This is a genomic window from Stutzerimonas decontaminans, assembly GCF_000661915.1.
GTDB lineage: Bacteria > Pseudomonadota > Gammaproteobacteria > Pseudomonadales > Pseudomonadaceae > Stutzerimonas > Stutzerimonas decontaminans.
Window position 1 is genome coordinate 4,557,356 of sequence record NZ_CP007509.1, and the last position, 24,357, is coordinate 4,581,712.

Consider the following 24,357-nt stretch of genomic DNA (forward strand, 5'->3'; position numbering starts at 1 on the left):
TCTTCGACACGCCTTGAACCGGCAGCCCCGGGGTTTCCCCCCGCGGGCTCACCATCGCAATGCGGCCGAAACGGCGGTATTTCAGGGAACGACGAATGACCCAACGCAACGTAATCAACGCCTCGGTTAGCCCCAAAGGCAGCCTGGAAACCCTCTCGCAACGCGAAGTACAGCAACTGAGCGAAGTCGGTTCCGGCAGCACGCACAAGCTGTTCCGCCAGTGTGCCCTGGCGATCCTCAACACCGGCACGCGAATCGATAACGCCAAGACCATTCTCGAAGCTTACGAGGACTTCGAGGTGCGCATCCTGCAGCAGGATCGCGGCGTACGCCTGGAGCTGTTCAACGCGCCGGCCGATGCCTTCGTCGATGGCGAGATGATCGCCAGCACCCGCGAGATGCTCTTCAGTGCCCTGCGCGATATCGTCTATACCGAAAGCGAACTGAGCAGCGCACGCATCGACCTGAGCACCTCCCACGGCATCACCGACTATGTGTTCCACCTGCTGCGCAACGCCCGCACGCTGCGCCCAGGCATCGAGCCGAACATGGTGGTGTGCTGGGGCGGTCACTCGATCAGCACTGAGGAATACAAGTACAGCAAGCGCGTCGGCCATGAACTGGGCCTGCGCAGCCTGGATGTCTGTACCGGCTGCGGCCCGGGTGTGATGAAGGGGCCGATGAAGGGCGCCACCATCGCCCATGCCAAGCAGCGCCGCAACGGCAGCCGCTATCTGGGCTTGACCGAGCCCGGCATCATCGCCGCCGAGGCACCGAACCCGATCGTCAACGAGCTGGTCATCCTGCCGGACATCGAGAAACGCCTGGAGGCCTTCGTCCGCGTCGGTCACGGCATCATCATCTTTCCCGGCGGCGTCGGCACGGCCGAGGAATTCCTCTACCTGCTCGGCATCCTGCTGCACCCGGCCAATTGCGACGTGCCCTTCCCGGTCATCCTCACCGGCCCGAGCGATGCCGCAGACTATCTGCAGCAGCTGCACGATTTCGTCGGCGCGACCCTTGGCGAAGAAGCGCAGAAGCGCTACCAAATCGTCTTCAACGACCCCACCGAAGTGGCCCGACAGATGACCGAGGGGCTGCGCGAAGTCCGTCGCTTCCGCCGCGAGCGCAACGATGCCTTCCACTTCAACTGGCTGCTGAAGATCGAGGAAGGCTTCCAGCGCCCCTTCGATCCGACCCATGAAGCCATGGCCAGCCTGCCGCTGCGCCGCGATCTGCCGCCACACGAGCTGGCTGCCAACCTGCGCCGCGCGTTCTCCGGCATCGTCGCCGGCAACGTCAAGGACAAGGGCATCCGCCGCATCGAGCAATACGGCCGTTACGAGATCCACGGCGACGCGGCGATCATGCAGCCGCTGGACAAGCTGCTGCAGGCCTTCGTCGAGCAGCACCGCATGAAGCTGCCCGGCGGCGTGCCCTACACGCCGTGCTACCGCGTGGTCAGCTGAAGCTGCCGAAAGGCCGGGCGGCAACCGCCCGGCCTTTGTTCATCCGCGATGCGGCTGCGGCGCGGCCCTGAACACCAGCGCCAGCCCCAGCAGAATCGCGCCCATCCCGAGCAGTCCGACGCGCGACAGCTGATTGCCGAGGAACAGGTAATCCATCCCCACGGTCACCACCGGCACCAGGTAGAACAGGCTGGTGACATTGACCAGATTACCGGTCTGGATCATGCGGTACAGCAGCAGCTGCGCCGCCACCGAGATCACCAGGCCCAGCCACAGCACCGGAATGATGAAGCCGGTCACCGCTTCCAGGCGGATTGGCTGGAGCGGTACGAATGCCAGGCACAGCAGCAGGCTTATCCCGTACTGGGCCGGCAGCACCTCCACCGGACTCTGGCGAACGCGCTGCTGCAGGATCGCACCCACCGTCATGCACAGCAGCGCGCCGAGGGCGAAGAGCATCCCGGCGAGCGAGAAACGCGCCAGTACCAGACTCTGGAAGACCACCGCGGCCAGCCCGGCCAATGCCACCAGCAATCCAAGCAGGCGCAGCGGTGAGAAGCGCCTTTCGAGAAGCAGCAAGGTGAGGATCGGCTGCACGCCGAGCAGCGTCGCGATCACGCCTGGGGTCACGCCATGGGCCATGGCCTGGAAATAGCAGATCGAATAGCAGCCGATCATCAGCAGCCCGGTCGCCGCCGTCTGCCAAGCAGTGCCAGGCGCCGGCCGCCAGCGCCTACGGTAGAGGCCGATAAGCAGAACTGCAGTCAGCGCCAGAGCAAAGCGTACGATCAGCAGGGCGAAGGGGGTAGCGTGGTCCAGTCCCCAGCGGGTGAAGATGGCCGCACTGCCCCACAGCAATACGAACACAGTCATGACGCCATAGGACGTCCATAACGATTTGTTGAAAGTCATCAGTGATTACCTGTCGAAGCCAAACAGGCTCCAGCGAACGCCGAAAGCGAGCGCGCACCGACCCGGAAGGATCGGAAGCGAAAACCGGAGCTGCGAAGTGTGGGCGGATCAGCCCAGCGCAACCGCCTGTGGAGGTGGTGGCGCGATTGCCAGATCGGCAACGACAGAAGGAGGTGGAGCGATTGCGCACAGCCGGGCCGCGCCGAGATCGGCTGGCTTCATGGGGAACAGGCTGTGAGCAGGGAAGGACATGGGAGCGTGGCCCGGAAGGTTGTCTTGACGACGATGCAACGCAACCTAGCAGAGCCAGGCCCGCCGGGTAAAGCGGGCCTGACGAGCAGCAGGCGAAATCAGTGCAAGCCGTTTAGCCGCACTTGGAGTTGCCGCAGTTCAGACAAGTAGCGCAGCCGTCCATCTGCACCACAGCCTGGGTGTTGCACTTGTTGCACAGCTGCGCGCCGGCCGGAAAGCCTTCGCCCGGCTCGACAGCCACCGCGCCCTGGCTGGCTTCGTAGGCGGCGCGCTTTTCGGCCAGGTACTTGAGCTGGGTTTCGTCCAGCGCATGGCCCTCAAGCATGCCGATGGCGATCAGATGGCGCTCCAGCACCGCGCCGATCTCGGCGACGATCGACGGCATGTAGACGCCACCCTTCTTCAGATAGCCGCCGCGCGGGTCGAACACCGCCTTCAGCTCCTCGACGAGGAAAGTGCAGTCGCCGCCCTTGCGGAACACCGCGGACATGATGCGGGTAAGCGCAACGATCCACTGGAAGTGGTCCATGTTCTTCGAATTGATGAAGATCTCAAACGGCCGCCGTTGCTCATGCGGGGTGCCAGCGTTGAGCACGATGTCATTCACGGTGACGTACAGGGCGTGCTCGAACAGCGGCGACTTGATCTTGTAGGTCATGCCGATGAGGGTTTCCGGACGCTGCAGGCTCTCGTCCATTTCCACTACGTTGACGGCCTTGCTCGCCTTGTTATCGGTGTTGGCCGCAGCGGCCGCGGGGCGTTCGAGGGTCTCGTCGACGACCTTGAAGCCCTTGATGCGCTGGGTGATCTTTACGGTCATTGTGCAGATTCTCCTGCCGGGCGCAGCGATGGCCCGGCGCTTATACGATTGGCAGTCCGGTTCAGTACTTGCCGTAATAGCCTTCTTTGAGGGCGTCGAACAGGTTGGCGGCGGTGTTCACCTCGCCGTCGTACTCGACTTCCTGGTTGCCCTTGAGCTCGACCACGCTGCCGTCCTCGAGGGTGAAGCGATACAGGGTCTTTTCAAGATCGGCTTCCTTGACCAGCACGCCCTGGAACGCCGCCGGGTTGAAGCGGAAGGTGGTGCAGCCCTTGAGGCCCTGGCGCCAGGCGTAGCGGTAGATGTCCTTGAACGCCTCGAACGGGTAATCGGTTGGCACGTTGGCGGTCTTGGAGATCGACGAGTCGACCCACTTCTGCGCGGCGGCCTGGATATCCACGTGCTGGGTCGGGCTGACATCATCGGCGGTAATGAAGTAGTCCGGCAGTTTCTCGCCCGGTTCGTCGGAGCCCGGTTTGGCGCGCTCGTTGATCAGCGTGCGATAGGCCAGCAGCTCGTAGCTGAACACCTCGATCTTCTCCTTGGCCTTGCGGCCCGGACGGATCAGGTTGCGCGAATAGTGATGGGCGAAGCTCGGCTCGATGCCGTTGGAGGCGTTGTTGGCCAGGCTCAGGCTGATAGTGCCGGTGGGGGCGATGGAGCTGTGGTGGGTGAAGCGCGCGCCCTGCTCGGCCAGCGCCTCGATCAGCTCGGGCGCGTACTCGGCGATCTTCTGCATGTAGCGCGAATACTTGGCGTGCAGCACGCGACCGGCGATCTGATCGCCGACCTTGTAGCCGTCCTTGGCCATCTCCGGACGCTTGCGCAGCATCTCGGCGGTGACTTCGAAGGTCTGGCTCAGCAGCGGTGCCGGGCCCTTCTCCTTGGACAGCTCCAGCGCCTGTTCCCAGCCGACCAGCGCCATTTCGCGAGCGACTTCTTCGGTGAACACGCAGGCTTCCGGGCTGCCGTAGCGCAGCTTGAGTAGCGTCAGCGTCGAGCCGAGGCCAAGGAAGCCCATGCCGTGGCGGCGCTTGCTTTCGATCTCGTGGCGCTGCTGCTCCAGCGGCAAGCCGTTGATCTCCACCACGTTGTCGAGCATGCGGGTGAAGACGCGCACGACTTCGCGGTACTTGTCCCAGTCGAAGCGTGCATCGGCGCCAAACGGGTCGATGACGAAGTTGGTCAGGTTGATCGAGCCCAGCAGGCACGACCCGTACGGCGGCAGCGGCTGCTCACCGCAGGGGTTGGTGGCGCGGATCGCTTCACACCACCAGTTGTTGTTCAGCTGGTTGACCCGATCGATGAGGATGAAGCCCGGCTCCGCATAATCGTAGGTGGAGACCATGATCATGTCCCACAGATGCCGCGCCTTGACTCGCCCGTAGATCTTGCAGGCCACCAGGCCGTCGTCACGGACGATGTAGCCGTCATGCACCGGCCATTCGCGCCAGAGCACATGCTCGGCGTCTGCCAGGTCGAGCTCGCCGGCTTCCTTGGCGTGTACCGGGAAGATCAGCGGCCACTCGCCATCAGCTTCCACCGCCTGCATGAATTCGTCGGTGATCAACAGGCTCAGGTTGAACTGGCGCAGCCGGCCGTCTTCGCGCTTGGCGCGGATGAACTCGCGCACGTCCGGATGGCCGACATCAAAGGTGCCCATCTGCGCGCCGCGGCGGCCGCCGGCGGAGCTGACGGTGAAGCACATCTTGTCGAAGATATCCATGAACGACAGCGGCCCGCTGGTGTGCGCGCCGGCACCCGAGACAAAGGAGCCGCGCGGACGCAGGGTGCTGAACTCGTAGCCGATGCCGCAGCCGGCCTTGAGCGTCAGGCCGGCCTCGTGGACCTTGCCGAGAATGTCGTCCATCGAGTCGGTGATCGAACCCGAGACGGTGCAGTTGATGGTCGAGGTCGCCGGCTTGTAATCCTGCGCGCCGGCGTTGGAGATGATCCGCCCGGCCGGGATGGCGCCATTACGCAGCGCCCAGAGGAAGCGTTCGTACCAGTGCTCGCGCTGCTTGGCCGGCTCGACGTGGGCCAGGGCTCGGGCGACGCGCTGCCAGGTGTCATCGACGCTCTCGTCGATGGGGGCGCCGTCCTTGCTGGTGAGCCGGTATTTCTGCGCCCAGATGTCTTCGGAAGCCGCCTGCAGGGCGATGGAAGTGCTCTTGCTGTCTGCCGCGATGGGCCCGTCCGTCTTCGCCATGCGCTGCGCATCCTCGTGCCGAAAGTGGATAAACGAAAGCTCGTACGATAGCGAATTTCCGGGCGAAGCATATGACTCTTGTCAAATTACCCGGAGCAGTGACGAACGGCGCTGACCAGGCACCAAAAACGAAAAAACCCGCCGAGAGGCGGGTTCTTTCTTCAAGGGCCGATCAATTACTTGATCTTGGCTTCCTTGTAGATCACGTGCTTGCGTACGACCGGATCGAATTTCTTGATTTCGATCTTGTCGGGGGTGGTGCGCTTGTTCTTGTCGGTGGTGTAGAAGTGGCCGGTACCGGCGCTGGACACCAAACGGATCAGGTCACGCATGATTGCTCTCCTTAAACCTTTTCGCCGCGGGCGCGCAGCTCGGACAGAACGACGTCAATGCCGCGCTTGTCGATGATGCGCATGCCTTTGGCACTCAGGCGCAGACGGACGAAGCGGTTCTCCGACTCGACCCAGAAGCGATGATGCTGCAGGTTCGGCAGGAAACGACGACGGGTTTTGTTGTTTGCGTGGGAAACGTTGTTCCCGGTTACCGGACCCTTACCGGTAACTTGACAGACTCTCGACATGCCTCAGCCCTCTAAAACCACATGCCCAACCCGGCATGGGTTGGCCGCTTGAATTCACTTGTCAGTTCGGCGCTCAGCGCCACGTTTCATGGGGGTCTTACCGGCCACGTTGCGAACGAAGATACCGGGCCCCTAGAAAAGAGCGCTGCTTTATATCAGAAACCCCCCAGAGCAACAAGCGCGGATTGATTTTTCCGCCCGACTGCTCGCGGCTCACCGAGCCCCGGCAGCATGCATACGGGGCGCATGCAGCCGGTAGTCCCGCTCGTCGCCTCGCTCATCTATATATAAGTAGCGATTAGCTGGCAGCCGCACTCGCCTCATCACGCAGCTGCCGGCGCAGCAACTTGCCGACCGCGGTCTTCGGCAGCTCGTCGCGCAGCTCGAGAAAGCTCGGCATCTTGTAGCCGGTAAGGTATTGCCGGCAATGTTCGAGCAAGGCCCGCTCATCAACCGTATCGTCCTTGAGGCTGACGAAAACCTTTACCGCCTCGCCCTTGCGCGCATCCGGCACGCCCACCGCCACGCATTCGCGCACGGATGGATGCTGCATCAGCACATCCTCGATCTCGTTGGGAAAGACGTTGAAGCCGGAGACCAAGATCATGTCCTTCTTGCGGTCGACGATCTTGACGAAGCCATCGGCATCCAGCAGTGCGATATCGCCGGTCTTCAGCCAGCCATCGGGTGTGAGCACCTTGGCCGTCTCGTCCGGACGCTGCCAGTAACCCTGCATGACCTGCGGGCCACGCAGCCACAATTCTCCCGGCGTTTCCGGCGGCACGTCGTTGCCCTCGTCATCCACGGTGCGCAGCTCGGTCTCGATCAGCGCCTGGCCGATGTAGCCTTCGCGGTAGGGGCTCAGCTGAGTGCCGGTCGCGACCACCGGCGACGCCTCGGTCAGGCCGAAACCTTCGCGAATCGGTGCGCCGGTCAGCGCCTGCCAACGGCGGCCGACCTCACTGTTCAGCGGCGCGCCGCCGGACGTCGCCCACTTCAGGTGGGAGAAATCGATGCGGCGAAATTCCGGATGATTCATCAACCCGACGAACAGCGTGTTGATGCCGCTGAGCAGGCTGAACGGATGGCGCTGCATGGCACCGATGGTTTCGTCCAGATTGCGCCCGTCGCGGATGAATACGGTATGCAGGCCCATGCCCACCGAACTCAGGCAGTTCGTGGCGAAAGCCATGATGTGATACAGCGGCAATGGGGCGATACGCACGTCCTTTTCCGGCTCGAGCAGACCAGGCTGGTCGAACAGCTCGATGGTCTGCAGCACGTTGGCCAGCAGGTTGCGGTGCGTGAGCATCGCCCCCTTGGACACGCCAGTCGTGCCGCCGGTGTACTGCAGCAGCGCCAGGCGGTCGAGACCTGCCTCGCGCTGCACCGGCGATCTCTGTTCGCCCAGGCGCAGCGCCTGCATGAAGCGCAGCGTTCCGTCCTCCTGGCTTTCGTAGATTGGCTGTTGCAGGTCATCGACACTAGTCAGGATGATCTGCTGCAGCTCGGTATCCGCCTGCACCGCGCGTACCAGCGGCAACAGACGATCAAGCACGAGGATCGCCTTGGCGCCGGAATCGTGGAACTGATGGCGGGCTTCGGCGGCGGTGTACTGCGGATTGGTGTTGACGATCACCAGCCCGGCCTTGAGCGCCCCGAACACGGCGATGGGATACTGCAAGCAATTGGGCAGCTGTAGCGCCAGCCGGTCACCCGGTTGCAGACCCGCGTGATACCGCAGGTAGCGCGCGAAGGCGTCGGCACGACTGCCCAGCTCGGCGTACGTGAGGTGGTCGTCACCACAGGAAAATGCCGTGCGCTGCGGATGCGTCGCGCAGGCTTGAGAAAGCAGGTCATGGACGTTCTGGTAGCCGCCACGGGCGAGTTCGGCAGCCACGTAGCCTTGCGCGGAAGCGGACATCGACATTCTCCAAAATGAATTATTGTTTTACTGTGCGAAACTGGATGTCGAATCCGATAGTAGTAGATCGCTTTTTCCGTCGCAATGATCGCCAATGGCCGCACTGCCCGGCATCGGGCGATCTGCTATCGTTCGCCACCGCTGCCCACTAGCCAGACAGACCGAGACCATGAGCGACGACATCGAAGACACCGGCACACCCAAGGATCGCAAGTTCGTCGAAGCCCTCGCCCGCGGGCTGGACGTGCTGCGTGCCTTTACCCATGGCTCGGTGGTGATGGGCAACCAGGACATCGCACGCATCACCGGGCTACCCAAGCCCACCGTGTCGCGCATGACCTACACCCTGACCAAGCTCGGCTACCTCAGCTATTCGCAGCAGCTGGAGAAGTACCAGCTCGATTCCGGCGTGCTGGCGCTCGGCTACGCCTACGTCTCCAATCTGCGTGTGCGCCAGCTGGCCAAGCCGTACATGGATGAATTCGCCCGCCGCTCCAACACCACGGTGGGCCTGACCTGCCGCGACCGGCTGTCGATGATCTACGTGGAAAACTGCCGCCCGGCCGAGGTCACCACCCTACGCATGGACGCCGGCGTGCGTCTGCCGCTTGCCACCACCGCCGCCGGTCGCGCCTTTCTCGCCGCCACGCCGGAAAAGGAACGTGAGCATCTGATGGCCGCGCTGGCGGCCAAGTATGGGGATGGCTGGGCCGCCATCGAGGCGTCGCTGCACGCCTCGTTCGAGGAGTTCTTACAGCACGGCTTCTGCCTGTCGCTCGGTGACTGGGACCGCAACGTAATGGCCGCCGGCGTACCGCTGCACCTGGCCGACGGCAGCATCATGGCGTTGACCTGCGGTGCACCGTCATTCCAGCTCAGCGAGGACACCCTGAAGAACTCGCTGGCCCACCAGCTGGAAATGCTCGCCCGCGATATCGAAAGCCTCGGCGTCTGATCGTCAGGCCCTGACGCTGGCCCAGGCAATGTCCGCGAGCAGCTCGCGGCAGTCCGCCAGCGCGGTGCGGGAACGTCCCGCCAGCCAGTTGCGCGCCATGTCATGGCAGGGTCCGATCACCACCGCGAGAAAGCAGTCGCCGGGCATACGCCGAAAGGCTCCGCTTTCCCGATGGCGCCGCAGAATCGCTCCGACCCGCTCGCCGTGGGTGCGATTGACCTCGCGCAGCCGTTCGCCCATCTCGCCGGCCTCGACCCGCCCGCGGTTGTGCAGGACGAAGCGCGCCCAATCCGGGTTCGCCACCACCCAGTCGATGTAGCTGGTGACGAACAGCCGGACGCAGGCCTCGGCATCCAGCGTCTCGATCAGCCCGGCTTCCAGCAGCGCGGCATACTCACCAATGCCTTCCAGATACAGCGCGGCGATGATCCGCTCACGATTGCCGAAATGGTGATAGAGGCTGCCGATGCTGGCGCCGGAGCGATCACGAATCATCTCGATGGTGGTCGCCTCGACGCCGAACTCGGTGAAACAGGCGAGTGCGGCCTGAAGGATTTCCTGCTTGCGGCTACTACGGGCCATCCGGCCTCCCGTCTGAACTAGAATATTTTTCTAGAATTACCTTCTACCCCTCGTATACTGCACCGATCGCAGCAATCGCAGAAGCGCGGAGAACAACAAGATGGCGACGATACAGGTTGAAGAACGCTCCATCGACAATGGCAACGGCCATGCCCTGTCCAGCTACTGGTATCAGCCGAGCAGCGCGCCATGCGGCGTCGTGCTGATCGCGCCGGCGATGGGCGTGCCGCAGCGCTTCTACACCGACTTCGCCACCTGGCTCGCCGAGCGCGGCTATCAGGTGGTGACCTTCGATTACCTGGGCATGGGCCGCTCGCGGCGAATGCCGCTTCGCCAGCTGGACGTGGACATCCTCGACTGGGCGCGCCATGACTGCAGCGCGATGCTGGACGTGGCCGCTGAAGCCGCCGGCGAATTGCCGCTGTACTGGATCGGCCACAGCGTCGGCGCGCAGATTCTGCCGCTGGTCAAAGGCCATGAGCGCCTGACCCGCATCGTCACCATCGCCGCCGGCAGCGGCTACTGGCGCGAGAACAGCCCGCAGATCCGCAACAAGGCGTGGCTGCTCTGGCATGGTCTGGCGCCCGTGCTGACTGCGGTGGCGGGTTACTTCCCGGGCGCTCGCATCGGGGCGGTCGGCGACCTGCCGGCCGGGGTCATTCGCCAGTGGCGGCGATGGTGCCTGCATCCGGACTATCTGGTCGGTGTCGAAGGCGAGCCCGTGCGTCAGGCCTTCGCGGCGGTACGCACACCGCTGACCTCGCTGTCCTTCAGCGACGACGAAATGATGTCGGCGCGCAACACCGAATCCCTGCATGGCTTCTACAGCTCGGCGCCGAAGATCATGCAGCGCATCGCGCCCGCGGAAATCGGCGCCGCGCGGATCGGCCACTTCGGCTTCTTCCGTCGCGGTTTCGCCGACAACCTCTGGACGCCGCATCTGTTGCCAGAGCTGATGCCGAGCCAACCACAAACGGTGGCGTGACTCCAAGCGCACTAATTTCGCAGAGCGGAACACTGCTAGCATATTTCGAAACATATGCAGGGGTTATTCACCTTGCCGGATGGCGGATCTCCGACAAAAGTGAGGATGGGCTGGTTACAGCCCTCCTTGCCAATGGAGCCTTGCCATGCACAACAACAATAACGGCTACCCCTCGCAAACCCGCGCCTGGGTCACGGTCGCCATCCTCATGCTCGCCTATGTGCTGTCCTTCGTCGATCGGCAGATCCTCAACCTGCTGGTCGAGCCGATCCGTCGTGATCTGGATATCACCGACACCCACATGAGCCTGCTGATGGGCTTCTCCTTTGCGGTGTTCTACACAATCTGCGGCGTGCCCATCGGACGCCTGGCCGACCGCAAGAGCCGCCGCGGCATCATCGCCATCGGCGTGCTGGTGTGGAGCCTGATGACCGCGCTGTGCGGCACCGCGCGGACCTTCTGGCAGTTCCTCGTGTTCCGCATCGGCGTCGGTGTCGGCGAGGCGGCGCTGTCGCCTTCGGCCTATTCACTGATCGCCGACAGCTTCCCGCCCAAGCTGCGCGGCACCGCGATGAGCGTCTATTCGATGGGCATCTACATCGGCTCCGGCCTGGCCTTCCTGCTCGGCGGGCTGGTGGTCAAGTTCGCCTCGGCACAGGGCGATGTGGAGCTGCCGGTGCTCGGCATGGTGCGCCCCTGGCAGCTGATCTTCCTCGTACTCGGCGCGGCTGGCGTGCTGTTCACTGCTGTGCTGTTGCTGATCCGCGAGCCGTCGCGCAAGGGCATCGGTGCCGGCGTTGAGGTACCGCTGAGCGAGGTGGCCGGCTATATCCGCCAGAATCGTCGCACCGTGCTCTGCCACAACTTCGGCTTCGCCTGCCTGGCCTTCGCTGCTTATGGCAGTTCGGCGTGGATCCCGACGTTCTTCATCCGCACCTACGGCTGGTCGGCCAGCGACGTCGGCGTGCTCTATGGCTCGGTGGTGGCGGTGGCCGGCTCGATCGGCATCATCGCCGGCGGGCGGCTGTCGGACCTGCTGCACCGCCGCGGTTATCGCGACGCGCCGCTGCGCGTCGGCATCATCTCCGCCGCGCTGACCCTGCCGCTCAACCTCGCCTACCTGGCCGGCACCGGCGAACTGGCGCTGGCGCTGATCGCCCTGCACGTCTTCACCATCGCCATGCCCTTCGGCGTCGGCCCGGCGGCGATCCAGGAAATCATGCCCAACTCCATGCGCGGCCAGGCGTCGGCGGTGTACCTGTTCGTCATCACCATGGTCGGCCTGGGCATCGGCCCGACCGCGGTGGCGCTGGGCACCGATTTCGTCTTCGGCGACGACAACGCCCTGCGCTACTCGCTGCTGATCGTCACCGGCATCGCACTAGTCGGCGCCATGATCCTGCTCAGCATGGGCCTCAAGCACTACCGCGGCAGCCTGGATCGGCTGCAGGAGTGGAAACCGCAAGGTGCAGCCACACCTGCCCCGGCGTGACAGATCGACGCATGGCGGCCAGTACATACTTGCGTGCACTGGTCGCCGGCGGTCAGATCGTTACTGCCCAATAAGCCTTGTGCGGCGTCAACTTCAGCCCGCCAGGATTGTCGGCCCACTGAGCTGAAAACCGACCACCACGGTACTGCCAAACCACTGCCGCTTCAGCCGCTCGGACTCGGATTGCCGTCCTAGACGCTTTTGGGTTTGTGATGCAGGCCATATTTGTGTGTAATTGCCGGCCATTTCAGGGATTGAAACGGCAGCCCCGTCGGCACTGCAACGGCCGTCGCGTCAGTCCTGAATGCTACCTGCCAGCCATTCAGACAAGGACTACTTCATGGGCTTCGCAAAAAAAACCAGTGTGCTGCTGCTCAGCAGCGCCATCGTGTTCAGCGCCGGTTGCGCCAACATGGCCGAAAACGAGTGGGCGAACAAAGAGAACATCGGCACCCTCGTCGGCACCGCAGCAGGCATCCTCATCGGCAGCCAGGTCGGAAACGGTAGCGGTCGCACCGCAGCGATGATCGCAGGCGCACTGGCCGGCGGTTACCTTGGCAAGACCATCGGCGCGAAGCTCGATGCGCGGGATCGCGAAGCGTTGGCCCAGCAGACCCAGCAAGCGCTGCAGCACACGCAGGATGGTCAAGCCACCCAGTGGTCGTCGAGCCACAGCGATGCCAAAGCCACCATCACGCCGATCAAGACCGAAACCGTGCAGCGCGAAGTTGCGGTCAAACGCACGCCCAAGGTGCAGCCGGTAGCGAACATGACGCTGATCAACCAGCCCTACCAGGCGGTGAAATCGGCGAACGTACGCAATGCGCCCGACCTTAAAGCCGAAAAGGTTGCAGGGTTGCCAGCCGGCACCACCTTTACCGCGATTGGTCGCACCGACAATGACTGGATCATGGTGGGCCGCCGCGGCGTAACCATCGGCTACGTCTATGCGCCGCTGGTGGTACAGGTCAAAAAACCGGTCCAGTCAACCCAAACCGCTGCAGCCGAAACGGCTACCGATCTCGACAGCCTTGATGTCGCCAGCGCAGCGTCCAAGGGCATCGACCTGGACGCCATCGATCTGGACGCTGTGCCAGTAGAGCAAGCCATGACGGCTCAGACCACCTGCCGGACGATCAAGTACGACGTGACAGCCCAGGGCAGCAATGAGCAGCAGACTGCCAAGGCGTGCCAGGCGGCCGACGGTGCCTGGGAGCTGATCTGATGAACGTACGCCACATTTCCCTACTGGCCATCAGCCTGGCCGTAGCGGCTTCGGCCCAGGCAGCCAGCCACCGCCTGGCCTACTCCAAGGCGGAGAACGTCGAGGTTTTCGTTGACCATGCCGATGGCCAACCTTGGTGCAGCGACAACCTGAAGCTGCGTTTCGCGTTTGCCGGCCCAGCCGATCAGGACGCCATCAACCGCCTGCTGCCAAAACTTGGTGGCCTGTTCGCCAGCCAGTGCTCGAGCGCCACGCAACTGAGCTGGAGCGGCGTCGATAGCACGGGCAAGACCCAGGCCAGCGGTAACGCCAGCCAGGCCGCCGGCTGGCTGGCGCAAGCGACGAGTACTGCCCCGGCAGCCCCGCAACCTGCAGTCGAGCAAGCACCTGCGCCAACCGTCGCCCAAGCACCGGCTGAGGCCCCCGCTTCCGCTGCACCTGTTGCGAGCGAGACCGCTCCGACCAGTGCAGAGCCGGAACCGGCCAAGCCGACGCAGGCCGAAGCACCACAAGCCCCGGCTGCATCACCTGCGCCGGTAGCGGCTGTCGCCGATGCCAAACCCGCTGAGCGGGCAGAAGCGCCAGTCCCGGCTGCGCAGGCCGTGGCCGCCGCTCCCGTTATCGCCAAAGAGTTCAGCGTCAACGGCTGGCAACCGCCACTGGCCCGCGACGTATTCGCCAAGGCCGACTTCATTACCGCAATTGTCGATCAGAACGGCTGTCGCTTCCGCCTGGGCTTCAAGCCGGAGGACGACATAGCGAATATCTCCGCGACATCCAGCGGCGTGACGTGCGGCCCGGACGGCTATGCGCAGGGCTCCGGCTCGCTGACGCTCAACCGCCGCGACGGCGTGCGTCTGCATCAGTTCAAAGGCAGCTTCCTCGATGGCCTGGAAATCTACGGCGACGCGCCGCAGCTTCCGGTAGTGGGCATCGACCAGCGCAAGAATCTGCTGTTGCTGTTGCATAGCGAACCTGCCAGCAAGGTGCATTACCTGCTGCGCATGGGCCATAGCTATAACGGCCACTGGAATGCCGGCAGCGTCACGCTGATCGCACTGACCGAGAATCGTGAGCTTTTCCGCGATCTGGAAAGCATTCGCCGGACAATCGACCTCGCCACTGCACACCTGGACAAGAGCGCGCCGAAGATCAGGGCGATCCATTTCTACGGCATGCGGGATCTGGAAAAAGGACTGCACGAAGGCGACCGCGATTTCTGGCTTTACGACATATCGCTGTCACGTCATTACCGTACGCAGAAGTGGGAATACGACCCGGCTCGGGCCGATAACCACCTGTTCGCTTACGAGCGCAAGGAAGCTGAACTGCAGCGCCGAGCCGAGCTGGAGCGCGAGCGTGAAGCCCAGCGTCAGCGCGAATTGCTTGCCCGCCAGGCAGAGCAACAGCTGCAACTGTATCGCCAGCTGCGCCGTGAAACCCGCAAACCCGAAGAGCTCTATGGACGCATCCTCAGCGATGCCAGCTACGCGCCGTTCAGTGGCGGCGGCTATGCCTCGATGATGCAAGGCCGTGCGCAACGCTACAGCCAGATCGTGCATATCGATGGCAAAACCGATGGTGGCTGGGAGGTCGACTATCCGTACGCCGCCGTACTGGATACCAAAGACAGCGAGCAAAGCGCCGACAAGGGCTGGTTCCTGGTCAAGGGCGAGGCGCGGCTGGACGCGTCGCGCAAGGATGAGCAAAACCTGCCGCTGACGCTAATCAGCGCCACCACGCTACAAGCCTGCAGCGAAAAGGGCTGCGCCGATCTACGCGACCCGCTGAAACTTGCACGCCATGAAATCGGTGACCCGGACTGGACGCCGGAAGAGGCCAGATCGCTGATACAACAAGCCTGGCCCGAACGTGCCGAGCTCCAAGGAGATGACGAATGAGCAAGCGCCTACCCCTGATCGCCGGCGCTGCCGTTGCCGTACTGGTGGCCGGCTACTTCGGCCTGAGCGCCTACAGCAGCAGCCAGGCAGAAAAGCTGATCGAAGACTGGGTTTACGAGCACGAGCTTGAGGACACCCTGCGTTGGAAGTCGGTTTCGTCCAGCCCATTCGGCGGCCGCGTGACGATCTCCGAGCTGCAAGTGGAAGCCGGTGGACGCGAGCCAAGCCTGCAGGTGGCTGAGTTGATCATCAGCGACCGCTCCATCAATGACGAGCGGACCCGCTTGCGCCTGCGCTTCAATGGCGTCGAGGCCGATAACCGTGCCCTCGGCGGCCTGAGCAGCCTCGGCGCGATGGCCGGCGGCGGCTTCGGCCGAGGCATGGCTACCGCTCGCGGCTTCGAACCCGCGTTGATCAGCGGCCTGGCCGAACTCAAGCCCTACGACGTCGAGATCTACGTGGATATCGATGACGATGCTGGCACCCTGGAGACAGAGCTGGCGGTCAATCTGCCAGAACTGTTCGATTCGCGTGTCAGCTACCGGCTGAGCAACCTGCGGGATTTGAATCGCAAGCTGCAGCGCCTGAGCGAAAGCTTCGGTGGCGACGACCGGGGGCAGCGGGCATTCATGAGCGAGCTGGGCGAGTTGGCATCGAGCGTCGAGCGCGCCGAATTGCAAAGCGCCTCGTTCAGCGTCAAGGATCGCGGCATGGCCGAGCGCAGCATTGCCCTGTATCAGCGCTACAACACCCCGCTGAACCCCACCGAAGGCAGCGCCGAAAAACAGCGCAAGACGCATTACGAGAAGGTCGTTGAACAGACCGAAAAGGACTGCAGCCGTGAATTCAAGGACCTGCCAAAGGGCATGAAAGACGGTTGCGAACTGCTCAGCAAGGCTCTGCTCGGCAAGGTCAGCGGCGTGGAGTTGAAGGTCGAGCCGAAGGATCGCGTGCGCCTGACAGATCTGGGCGACCTGCAGGACAGCCGCCGCAGCAAGCGACTGCTGGACCGCCTGAACCCCCAACTCGACAGCATCTGATCGCTAGCTAATCGTGTCGTAGAAAGGCCGGGCATTTGCCCGGCTTTTTTATGTCTGGATCAAATGACTCACAGCGGTGCAATCACCGCCCGCTGGATAATCCACCGAGACACGACCCAAGTTGCTTCGCTTGGATATAAAGGCGACCTCCACCCTACCGCGCTGGCGGCGAGCTGAAGCGGAACGCCGCCCAACAAAAAAATGAAAACGATGCCTCTCCACACCTGCCCGCAGTCGGCTAAGCACCCGGCCTTTCTCTGCAAAGCAAAACCGGGCCAAGGGGCCCGGTCGTAGTGCCGCGATTGGCGCCTTACGCCACCTGCATCAGCTTGGCGTACGCCTTCAGATGATGGTCATCGTCACCGAACTGGTGGGCGATCATCACCAGGCGCTTGGCGTGGTGGGCGAGGTTGTATTCCCAGGTCATGCCGATGCCGCCGTGCAGCTGGATCGCTTCTTCGGCTACCTTGCGCGCGGCGCGGGCGCAGATGTATTTGGCGGCGGCGATGATGCGGCTGCGCTCGTCGTTGTCTTCACCGTCGGCAAAGGTCGCCGCGAGGATCGCCATGCTGGTGGCCTGCTCCAGCTCGGTCTGCATGTCGACCATGCGGTGCTGCAGAACCTGGAACTTGCCGATCGGCACGCCGAACTGCTTGCGCGTCTTCAGGTAGTCGAGGGTCAGCTTGCAGGCTTCGTCCATGCTGCCGAGGGCATCGGCGCACTGCGCGGCGATCGCGCGGCCTTGCTGGTAGCGCATCGCGGGCAAGGCATTGCCAATCTCTCCAAGCAGCGCATCGGCTCCGACCTGCACGTTGTCGAGGAACAAGTCGCAGCCCTTGCGCCCGTCGATGGTCGGGTAGACGCGACGGCTGACGCCCTGGGCGTTCGGATCAATGAGGAACAGGCTGATGCCCGTTTCATCGCGACTGTCACCGGAAGTGCGCGCGGAGACGATGATCTTGCCGGCGCTGTGTCCACCGATGACAACTGCCTTGCGTCCGGACAAGCGATAGCCGCCGTCGACTGCTTCGGCTTTGGCCTGCACGTCGTGGAGGTTGTAATGGCTCTGCGGCTCGTCGAAGGCCACCGCCAGTTGCAGCGAACCGGCCGCGACCTGCGGCAGCAAATCTTCTTTCTGCGCGTCGCCGCCCAGCTGGTTAAGCAGGCCGCCGCCATAGATAACCGATTGCAGGTAGGGCTCCAGCGTCAGGCCACGGCCCAGCTCGGTCATGACCAGCATGGTTTCCACGCCGCCGCCGCCAAAGCCGCCGATATCCTCGGAGAACGGCACGGCGGTCAGGCCCAACTCGCCCAGCTGGCCCCAGAACTCGGCAGAAAAGCCCAGCTCCGACTCGCTGAATTTCTCGCGCTGTTCGAACGGGTAGGCGTCGCGCACCAGGCGCGCCGCGGTGTCTTGCAGCATTTGCTGCTCTTCAGTCAGTTTGAAGTCCATGGCGGTGCCCCCTTACAGCTCGAGAATCATCTTCGAGACGATGTTCTTCTGGATTTCGTTGGAGCCGCCGAAGATCGACAGCTTGCGCATGTTGAAGTAGTCGCCGGCCAGCGACGCGCTGTAGTCGGCGTGCAAAAGCTCGCCGTCGTAGCCCAGCTGCATCTCCTCTTCGAGGAACGGCAACGCGTAAGGACCGATGACCTTGCGCAAGAGGTGAGTGATCGCCTGGCGAATCTCGGTGCCCTTGACCTTGAGGATCGAGGACTCCGCGCCGGGTACGCCGCCCTCCTTCGCCGCGGCAAGGATGCGCAGGGTGCTCATCTCGATGGCCATCAGCTGCATCTCGACCTCCGCGACCTGGGCGCGGAACAGCGGGTCTTCAAGCATCGGCTTGCCGTCGCAGACTTCCTTCATGGCGATGCGCTTCAGATGCGCCAGCACTGCCTTGGACGAGCCGATGCCGGCGAGGCCCGTACGCTCATGGGTCAGCAGGTACTTGGCGCAGGTCCAGCCCTGGTTTTCCTCGCCGACGAGGTTCTCCACCGGGACGCGGACGTTGTCGAAGAAGACTTCGTTGACCTCGTGGTCGCCGTCCAGCGTGATGATCGGCCGCACGCTGATGCCTGGGCTTTTCATGTCGATCAGCAGGAAGCTGATGCCGCGCTGCTGCTGCGCCTCGGGATCGGTGCGCACCAGGCAGAAAATCATGTTGGCGTGCTGGCCGAGGGTGGTCCAGGTCTTCTGGCCGTTGACCACATAATGGTCGCCGTCGCGTACGGCGCGGGTCTTCAGGCTTGCCAAGTCGGAGCCGGCACCGGGCTCGGAATAGCCCTGGCACCACCAGTCCTCACCGGAGAGGATGCGTGGCAGGTAATGGTCAATCTGCTGCTGGGTGCCGAATTTGATGATCACCGGGGCGACCATGTTGACGCCAAAGGGCACGGTACGCGGCGCGCCGAAGGCCGAGCACTCCTCGTCGAAGATGTGCTTTTCCACCGGGCCCCAGGTGGTGCCGCCCAGCTCCACCGGCCAGCCCGGTGCATACCAGCCGCGCTTGACCAGGATCTGCTGCCAGCGCTCGTGATCCTGCTTGGACATGTGCTTGCCGAGCTTGACCTTGGCGGCGATGTCCGCCGGCAGCTCGCTTTTCAGAAAGGCGCGCACTTCATCGCGAAAGGCGAGCTCTTCGGCCGTGTAGTTGACGTTCATGGGAAAGTCCTCATGCTGCGTTCGGTTTGCAGGCGGGCGGCACTCATTGCCCGGCCTGCCAGTCGGTGAAGGTGCGGCCTTCGGCGGCCAGTTTTTCCAGCAGCGGCGCTGGCTTCCACCAGTCGCCGCAACGTGCGTGCAGTTCCTTGACCCGCGCCAGCACCCGGTCCAGGCCGACGCTGTCGGCATAGAACATCGGGCCACCACGGAAGGCCGGGAAGCCGTAGCCGTTCAGGTAGATGACGTCGATGTCACTGGAGCGCTGGGCGATGCCCTCTTCGAGAATCTTCGCGCCCTCGTTGACCAGCGCGAAGATGCAGCGCTCGACGATGTACTGCTCGTCCAGCGCCTTTCGCTCGATGCCCTTTTCCCGCGACGCGGCTTCCAGCATGGGCGCGAGCTCGGGGTTCTCTTGCGGGGTGCGGTTACCCGGCTCGTAGCGGTAATAGCCGGCGCCGGTCTTCTGCCCGAGCATGCCAGCGGTGCAGAGCTTGTCGGAGACGGTGGGGAAGTCCAGGTGCGACGGCAGCGTCGCGCGCTGACGCTTGCGGATCGCCTGGCCGATGTCCAGGCCCGACAGATCGCGCATGGCGAACGGTCCCATGGCCATGCCGAAATTGCGCAGCGCAGCGTCGACCTGCTGTGGCGTGGCGCCCTCCTCCAGCAGAAATTCCGCCTCGCGGCCGTACTGGAAGACCATACGGTTGCCGACGAAGCCGTCACAGACACCGACCACCACCGAGACCTTCTTCAGCTGTTTGCCGATAGCCATGGCGGTGGCCAGCACCTCATTGCTGGTCTTCTCGCCACGCACCACTTCCAGCAAGCGCATGACGTTGGCCGGGCTGAAGAAATGCAGGCCGACCACGTCCTCGGGACGCTTGGTGAAGGCGGCGATGGCGTCCAGATCCAGTGATGAGGTGTTGGAAGCGAGAATCGCGCCGGTCTTGCAGACGGCATCCAGCTGTTCGAACACCTGCTGCTTGACGCCCATTTCCTCGAACACCGCCTCGACCACCACGTCGGCATCGGCCAGCGCGGCGTACTCGGTCATGCCCTCGATCAGCGCGAGGCGCTGCTCCATCGCGTCTTCGGTCAGGCTGCCGCGCTTGACGCTCGCCGCGTAGGTGTCGCGGGCGCGCTGCAGGCCGCGTTGCAGGGCCTCGTCGTTGATTTCCAGCAGCTTCACCGGCACTCCGGCATTGGCGAAGCTCAAAGCGATGCCGACACCCATGGTGCCGCCGCCGATCACCGCGGCGGTGTTGATCGAGCGAGGTTTCACGTCTGCCGGCAGATCGTTGATCTTGCCAGCCTGGCGTTCGGCGAAGAACGAATGAACCAGAGCGCCACGCTGAGGCGAGTTCAGGCATTCGGCAAACAGCTCACGCTCGCGCTTGAGACCTTCAGCCAGCGGCAGCTTCGTCGCCGCCTCGACCGCCGCGATGCAACGCAGCGGCGAGAACAGTCCAGGCAAGCGCTTGGCCACTTCGGCATGCTTGGCGCGAATCAGCGCCTCGTTGTCGGCGCCCTCAAGGCCTTGGGTCTGCTCGCCAGTACGGCGCGGTGTGCGGCCTTCCTCGACCATGCGACGGGCATAGGCCAGGCCAGCTTCCACCAGATCACCCTCGAACAGCTCGTCGACGATGTTGTGCTCGACCGCCTCGGCCGCACTGATCGGCTGGCCGCTGACGATCATGTCCAGCGCCTTTTCGACACCGGCCAGACGCGGCAGCCGCTGGGTGCCGCCGGCGCCGGGCAACAAACCCAGCTTCACTTCCGGCAGGCCGACCTTGGCGTCCGGCCGGGCGATCCGGTAATGGCAGCCCAGCGCGACTTCCAGCCCACCACCTAGCGCGGTGCCGTGAATGACCGCGACGCTCGGTTTGCTGCAGGCTTCGATGATTTCGATCACCTCGGGCAGGCTCGGCGCCTGCGGCGGCTTGCCGAATTCCTTGATGTCAGCGCCGGCGATAAAGGTGTTGCCCTCGCAGACCAGCGCCACGGCACGGACCTGCGGGTCCGCTTCGGCATGCTGAAAGGCCTTCTGCAGCCCCTCACGCACCGCCTGGCCAAGGGCATTGACTGGTGGATTGTTGACCGTGATCAGCGCGATCTCGCCCTGAACTTCGAGCCGTACGACATCTGTCATGACTGGCCTCCGCTGTGTGAAATGCTAATTGGAATTGTAATTTCACGGAATCATGTTTCGCACAGCAGAATAAAGGAGTCATGTTACGCGTGTCGATAGGCCTTCGCCGTCAGGCATGTGATCGCGGAAACGCAGGCGTAGCGCACGTAAGGCTTGATATTGCAGGCAGTCCGACTGGCAACGGGCAGCACTATCAATCAGGGGAATGTCGGCGCCAAAGCGGACGCCGAAGCTTCAGCCGCCAACCGCGTGACGAGGGGCGCGGGCGAGCAAGTCGGGGTCAATACGCAACAGGCGAACCGTGCGCTCGCCAGCCAGGCTGGCCGGCTCGGCATCGCCGGGCAGCTCGATCAGCAATCGCGTGAGATTGAGCACCAGCGCTTCGCGGCGCAGCGCGCCGGCACCCAGAGCGTAGTACGCACTGATCACCTGGCGCAGCTCCAGCGGCAGCGCCCATTGCGCACGCAGCGCCGAGCCGAAGCCCGCCGCACGCTCGCGCAGGCAACGCTGCAGCTGTGACTCATCCAGCACACCGCCGCTGTCGAGCCACTCCTGAAGGCTGCGCAACAACGCCAGTTCGCCAATGTTCTGCAGCAGTCCGGCGCTGAAGCAAAGCTCGGCATCCAGCTTCAACTGGCGCGCCAGCCACTGCGCCAGGCGGGCCGTCTGCAGCGCCTGGACGCTCAGCTGCGCCGCCAGCTCGGCAAGACGCGGTTCCACCAGCCTGGCGTTGTGCTGCAGGGCCAGCTCCGTTACCAGTTGCAAGCTGCGCGCGGCACCCAGCTGCCGTTGCGCCTGCGCCAGGCTAAGACACGGACTCGCCTGTTGCGAATCGCTGCTGGCGACGCTGATCAGCCTCGCCGTGACCTGTGGATCGTGCGACAGCAGTTCTTCGAGTTCCGCGAAGTCCTGATCGCCGCCCTGCAAGCGTTGCAGCGCCGTCAGTACCGCGTCCAGCAGCGGCGCTCCACGGTTGTACGGACGCATACGCTCGAGAAAGCTATCGAGATCGTCTACAGCAGCAACGACGGACGCGCCGCTCCATCCGGCCGATCGCGGCAGCAGCTTGTCCAGCCGCTGGCGCAGGTCTGCGAGATCGTAGGGTTTGCCGAGATAGGCAGCCGGCGTCAGCGGGAGCACGGTGCGCACGCTGGCGGTATCGGTACGCGCACTGATCAGCACGCAGGGCAGTCGCTGGGTCGGACCGTAGCGGCGCAGTTCGCGCAGCAGCTGGCGGCCATCGAGGCCATCCAGTTCACCATCTACGATCAGCAGGCTGGGCACCTGTCGTTTGCACAGCTCCAGCGCAGCATGTCCATCCGCCGCCGGCTGCACACGCATACCAGGGCGCAATTCACGCACCAGCTGACAAAGCTGATCCGCGCGCCAGGGTTCGTTGTAGGCAACCAGAACGAAGGAGACTTGGGCCGAGATGCTCACTGCGCTACTCGTTGAAGATGTCACCACAGCCTAGCAGCGGCATAGGTAGGCGGCGACGGTCTTCACGAGAAGGGATCGCGCCAGTGGGGGCGCGATTTTGCACGGAATGATGGCAAACAGCCAGCCTCAGGCCCTGAGGCTAGCTGTCGCAGGTGGCTCGGCTCAGATCCCCATGCAGAGATACTTGATCTCCAGGTAATCCTCGATGCCGTACTTGGAGCCCTCGCGGCCGAGGCCAGAGGATTTCACCCCGCCGAATGGCGCCACCTCGGTGGAGATCAGCCCGGTATTGATACCGACCATGCCGTACTCCAGCGCCTCGGCGACGCGGAACACCCGGCCCAGATCGCGCGCATAGAAATAGGAAGCCAGGCCGAACTCGGTGTCATTGGCCTTGGCGATCGCGTCGGCCTCGTCCTTGAAGCGGAACAGCGGCGCCAGCGGGCCGAAGGTTTCTTCCTTGGCCACCTTGGCGCTATCGGGCACGTTGATCAGCACGGTCGGCTCGAAATAGCTGCCGCCCAGTGCATGGGCCTGGCCGCCCGCTACCAGCCGCGCCCCTTGGGCGACGGCATCCTCGATGTGCTCGCGGACCTTGGCGGCGGCGCGATCATCGATCAGCGGGCCGAGATCGGTACCCTCCTCCAGGCCATTGCCAACCCGAAGCTTGGCCACGGCCGCCTGGAATTTCTCGGCGAAGGCGTCGTACACGCCGTCCTGCACATAGATGCGATTGACGCAGACGCAGGTCTGCCCGGCGTTGCGGTACTTGGACTGCACGGCACCCTTCACCGCCTCGTCCAGATCGGCATCGTCGAAGACAATGAACGGCGCGTTGCCGCCCAGCTCCAGAGACACCTTCTTGATCCCCGGCGCACATTGCTCCATCAGCTTGGCGCCGACCTCGGTGGAGCCGGTGAAGGATATCTTGCGTACCTTCGGGTTGGCGGTCAGCTCGTTGCCGATGTCGCCGGCCGAACCCGTGACCACACTGAGCACGCCCTTGGGAATGCCGGCGCGTTCGGCCAGCTCGACCATCGCCAGTGCCGAGAACGGCGTCTGTGACGCGGGCTTGATCACCATGGTGCAGCCGGCCGCCAGCGCCGGGCCGGCCTTGCGGGTGATCATCGCCGCCGGGAAATTCCACGGTGTGATGGCCGCGGTCACGCCGATCGGCTGCTTGATGACGATGATGCGTTTGTCTTTCTGGTGCCCGGGAATGGTGTCGCCGTAGATGCGCTTGGCTTCCTCGGCGAACCACTCGATGAACGAGGCGGCGTAGGCGATCTCGCCCTTGGCTTCGGCCAGCGGCTTGCCCTGCTCCAGCGTCATCAGGCGGCCGAGGTCGTCTTGGTTCTCCATCAGCAGCTCGAACCAGCGACGCAGCTTCTGCGAACGCTCCTTGGCGGTCAGATCACGCCAGGCCGGCAGCGCCCGCTCGGCGGCATCGATGGCGCGGCGGGTTTCCGCAGCGCCCATCTTCGGCACCGTGCCGAGCGTCTCGCCGGTGGCCGGGTTGTTCACGCTGATGGTCTGGCCGCTGTCGGCATCGACCCAGGCGCCATCGATATAGGCCTGCTGACGGAACAGAGCGGTGTCTTTGAGTTGCATGGCAGTCTCCTCGGGCATCGTAGCGGCAGGCCCGCTGCGGAAAGTTTGGCTGATACGACGCTCATCTGAACCGTCCTTCGCCGCCCGGTTCCTGTCGCCGCATTGCACTGCGAACGGCCATGCTAGGACCGCAGCCACTGGCCCGGCAA

General features: G+C 63.8%; 19 protein-coding genes. 7 read left to right on the forward strand and 12 right to left on the reverse strand.

The window, feature by feature from the left end; translation table 11 throughout:
* Positions 1–95 precede the first annotated feature (95 nt).
* Positions 96–1,469, forward strand: coding sequence for a nucleotide 5'-monophosphate nucleosidase PpnN (gene ppnN / locus UIB01_RS21040; protein WP_038664899.1), 1,374 nt, complete (start codon positions 96–98; stop codon positions 1,467–1,469).
* Between the two features lie 39 nt (positions 1,470–1,508).
* Here the strand turns inward: ppnN and UIB01_RS21045 are convergent, their stop codons facing one another.
* From UIB01_RS21045 to UIB01_RS21070, 6 genes are all read right to left on the reverse strand, one after another.
* Positions 1,509–2,381 carry a DMT family transporter gene (locus UIB01_RS21045; protein WP_038664902.1) on the reverse strand — a complete coding sequence of 291 codons (873 nt, stop codon included), beginning with the start codon at positions 2,379–2,381 and terminating at the stop codon, positions 1,509–1,511.
* A gap of 364 nt (positions 2,382–2,745) precedes the next feature.
* Positions 2,746–3,453, reverse strand: coding sequence for a TSCPD domain-containing protein (locus tag UIB01_RS21050; protein ID WP_038664905.1), 708 nt, complete (start codon positions 3,451–3,453; stop codon positions 2,746–2,748).
* 61 nt (positions 3,454–3,514) lie between these two features.
* Complete coding sequence (locus UIB01_RS21055; RefSeq protein ID WP_038664907.1) at positions 3,515–5,662, reverse strand: adenosylcobalamin-dependent ribonucleoside-diphosphate reductase; 2,148 nt, start codon at positions 5,660–5,662, stop codon at positions 3,515–3,517.
* A gap of 176 nt (positions 5,663–5,838) precedes the next feature.
* The gene (rpmG, locus tag UIB01_RS21060; protein WP_003284185.1) at positions 5,839–5,994 is read right to left on the reverse strand and encodes a 50S ribosomal protein L33; all 156 of its coding nucleotides are present in this window, start codon (positions 5,992–5,994) and stop codon (positions 5,839–5,841) included.
* 11 nt (positions 5,995–6,005) lie between these two features.
* The gene (gene rpmB / locus UIB01_RS21065; protein ID WP_015278852.1) at positions 6,006–6,242 is read right to left on the reverse strand and encodes a 50S ribosomal protein L28; all 237 of its coding nucleotides are present in this window, start codon (positions 6,240–6,242) and stop codon (positions 6,006–6,008) included.
* Between the two features lie 298 nt (positions 6,243–6,540).
* The gene (locus tag UIB01_RS21070; RefSeq protein WP_038664910.1) at positions 6,541–8,166 is read right to left on the reverse strand and encodes an AMP-binding protein; all 1,626 of its coding nucleotides are present in this window, start codon (positions 8,164–8,166) and stop codon (positions 6,541–6,543) included.
* 169 nt (positions 8,167–8,335) lie between these two features.
* On the opposite strand from UIB01_RS21070, the gene UIB01_RS21075 reads away from it, so the two are divergent.
* On the forward strand, positions 8,336–9,121 hold the full coding sequence (locus UIB01_RS21075; protein WP_038666060.1) for an IclR family transcriptional regulator: 786 nt from the start codon (positions 8,336–8,338) through the stop codon (positions 9,119–9,121).
* Positions 9,122–9,124: 3 nt separating this feature from the next.
* Here the strand turns inward: UIB01_RS21075 and UIB01_RS21080 are convergent, their stop codons facing one another.
* On the reverse strand, positions 9,125–9,703 hold the full coding sequence (locus UIB01_RS21080) for a TetR/AcrR family transcriptional regulator (protein ID WP_038664913.1): 579 nt from the start codon (positions 9,701–9,703) through the stop codon (positions 9,125–9,127).
* Between the two features lie 100 nt (positions 9,704–9,803).
* Between UIB01_RS21080 and UIB01_RS21085 the strand changes: the two genes are divergently transcribed.
* From UIB01_RS21085 to UIB01_RS21105, 5 genes are all read left to right on the forward strand, one after another.
* Positions 9,804–10,688: an alpha/beta hydrolase family protein gene (locus UIB01_RS21085; protein ID WP_038664916.1), complete on the forward strand. Its 885-nt coding sequence runs from the start codon at positions 9,804–9,806 to the stop codon at positions 10,686–10,688.
* A 145-nt stretch (positions 10,689–10,833) separates the two neighbouring features.
* Positions 10,834–12,180, forward strand: coding sequence for a spinster family MFS transporter (locus tag UIB01_RS21090; protein WP_038664918.1), 1,347 nt, complete (start codon positions 10,834–10,836; stop codon positions 12,178–12,180).
* A gap of 340 nt (positions 12,181–12,520) precedes the next feature.
* Positions 12,521–13,405, forward strand: a complete 885-nt coding sequence (locus UIB01_RS21095; RefSeq protein WP_038664921.1) for an SH3 domain-containing protein — start codon at positions 12,521–12,523, stop codon at positions 13,403–13,405.
* Positions 13,405–15,306: a hypothetical protein gene (locus tag UIB01_RS21100; protein WP_038664924.1), complete on the forward strand. Its 1,902-nt coding sequence runs from the start codon at positions 13,405–13,407 to the stop codon at positions 15,304–15,306. Before UIB01_RS21095 ends, UIB01_RS21100 begins: the two co-directional genes overlap by 1 nt.
* The gene (locus UIB01_RS21105; protein ID WP_038664927.1) at positions 15,303–16,346 is read left to right on the forward strand and encodes a hypothetical protein; all 1,044 of its coding nucleotides are present in this window, start codon (positions 15,303–15,305) and stop codon (positions 16,344–16,346) included. Before UIB01_RS21100 ends, UIB01_RS21105 begins: the two co-directional genes overlap by 4 nt.
* A 310-nt stretch (positions 16,347–16,656) precedes the next feature.
* Here UIB01_RS21105 and UIB01_RS21110 read toward each other — a convergent pair whose 3' ends face one another.
* The 5 genes from UIB01_RS21110 to gabD form a co-directional block, all read right to left on the reverse strand.
* Complete coding sequence (locus tag UIB01_RS21110; protein WP_038664930.1) at positions 16,657–17,799, reverse strand: acyl-CoA dehydrogenase family protein; 1,143 nt, start codon at positions 17,797–17,799, stop codon at positions 16,657–16,659.
* Positions 17,800–17,811: 12 nt separating this feature from the next.
* A complete protein-coding gene (locus UIB01_RS21115; RefSeq protein WP_038664933.1) occupies positions 17,812–19,008 on the reverse strand; it encodes an acyl-CoA dehydrogenase family protein in 1,197 nt (398 codons plus the stop codon).
* A gap of 43 nt (positions 19,009–19,051) precedes the next feature.
* On the reverse strand, positions 19,052–21,157 hold the full coding sequence (locus UIB01_RS21120; protein WP_038664936.1) for a 3-hydroxyacyl-CoA dehydrogenase NAD-binding domain-containing protein: 2,106 nt from the start codon (positions 21,155–21,157) through the stop codon (positions 19,052–19,054).
* Positions 21,158–21,391: 234 nt separating this feature from the next.
* On the reverse strand, positions 21,392–22,597 hold the full coding sequence (locus UIB01_RS21125) for an HDOD domain-containing protein (RefSeq protein WP_038664939.1): 1,206 nt from the start codon (positions 22,595–22,597) through the stop codon (positions 21,392–21,394).
* A 162-nt stretch (positions 22,598–22,759) separates the two neighbouring features.
* Positions 22,760–24,208, reverse strand: coding sequence for an NADP-dependent succinate-semialdehyde dehydrogenase (gene gabD, locus UIB01_RS21130; RefSeq protein ID WP_038664942.1), 1,449 nt, complete (start codon positions 24,206–24,208; stop codon positions 22,760–22,762).
* Between the last annotated feature and the right edge of the window lie 149 nt (positions 24,209–24,357).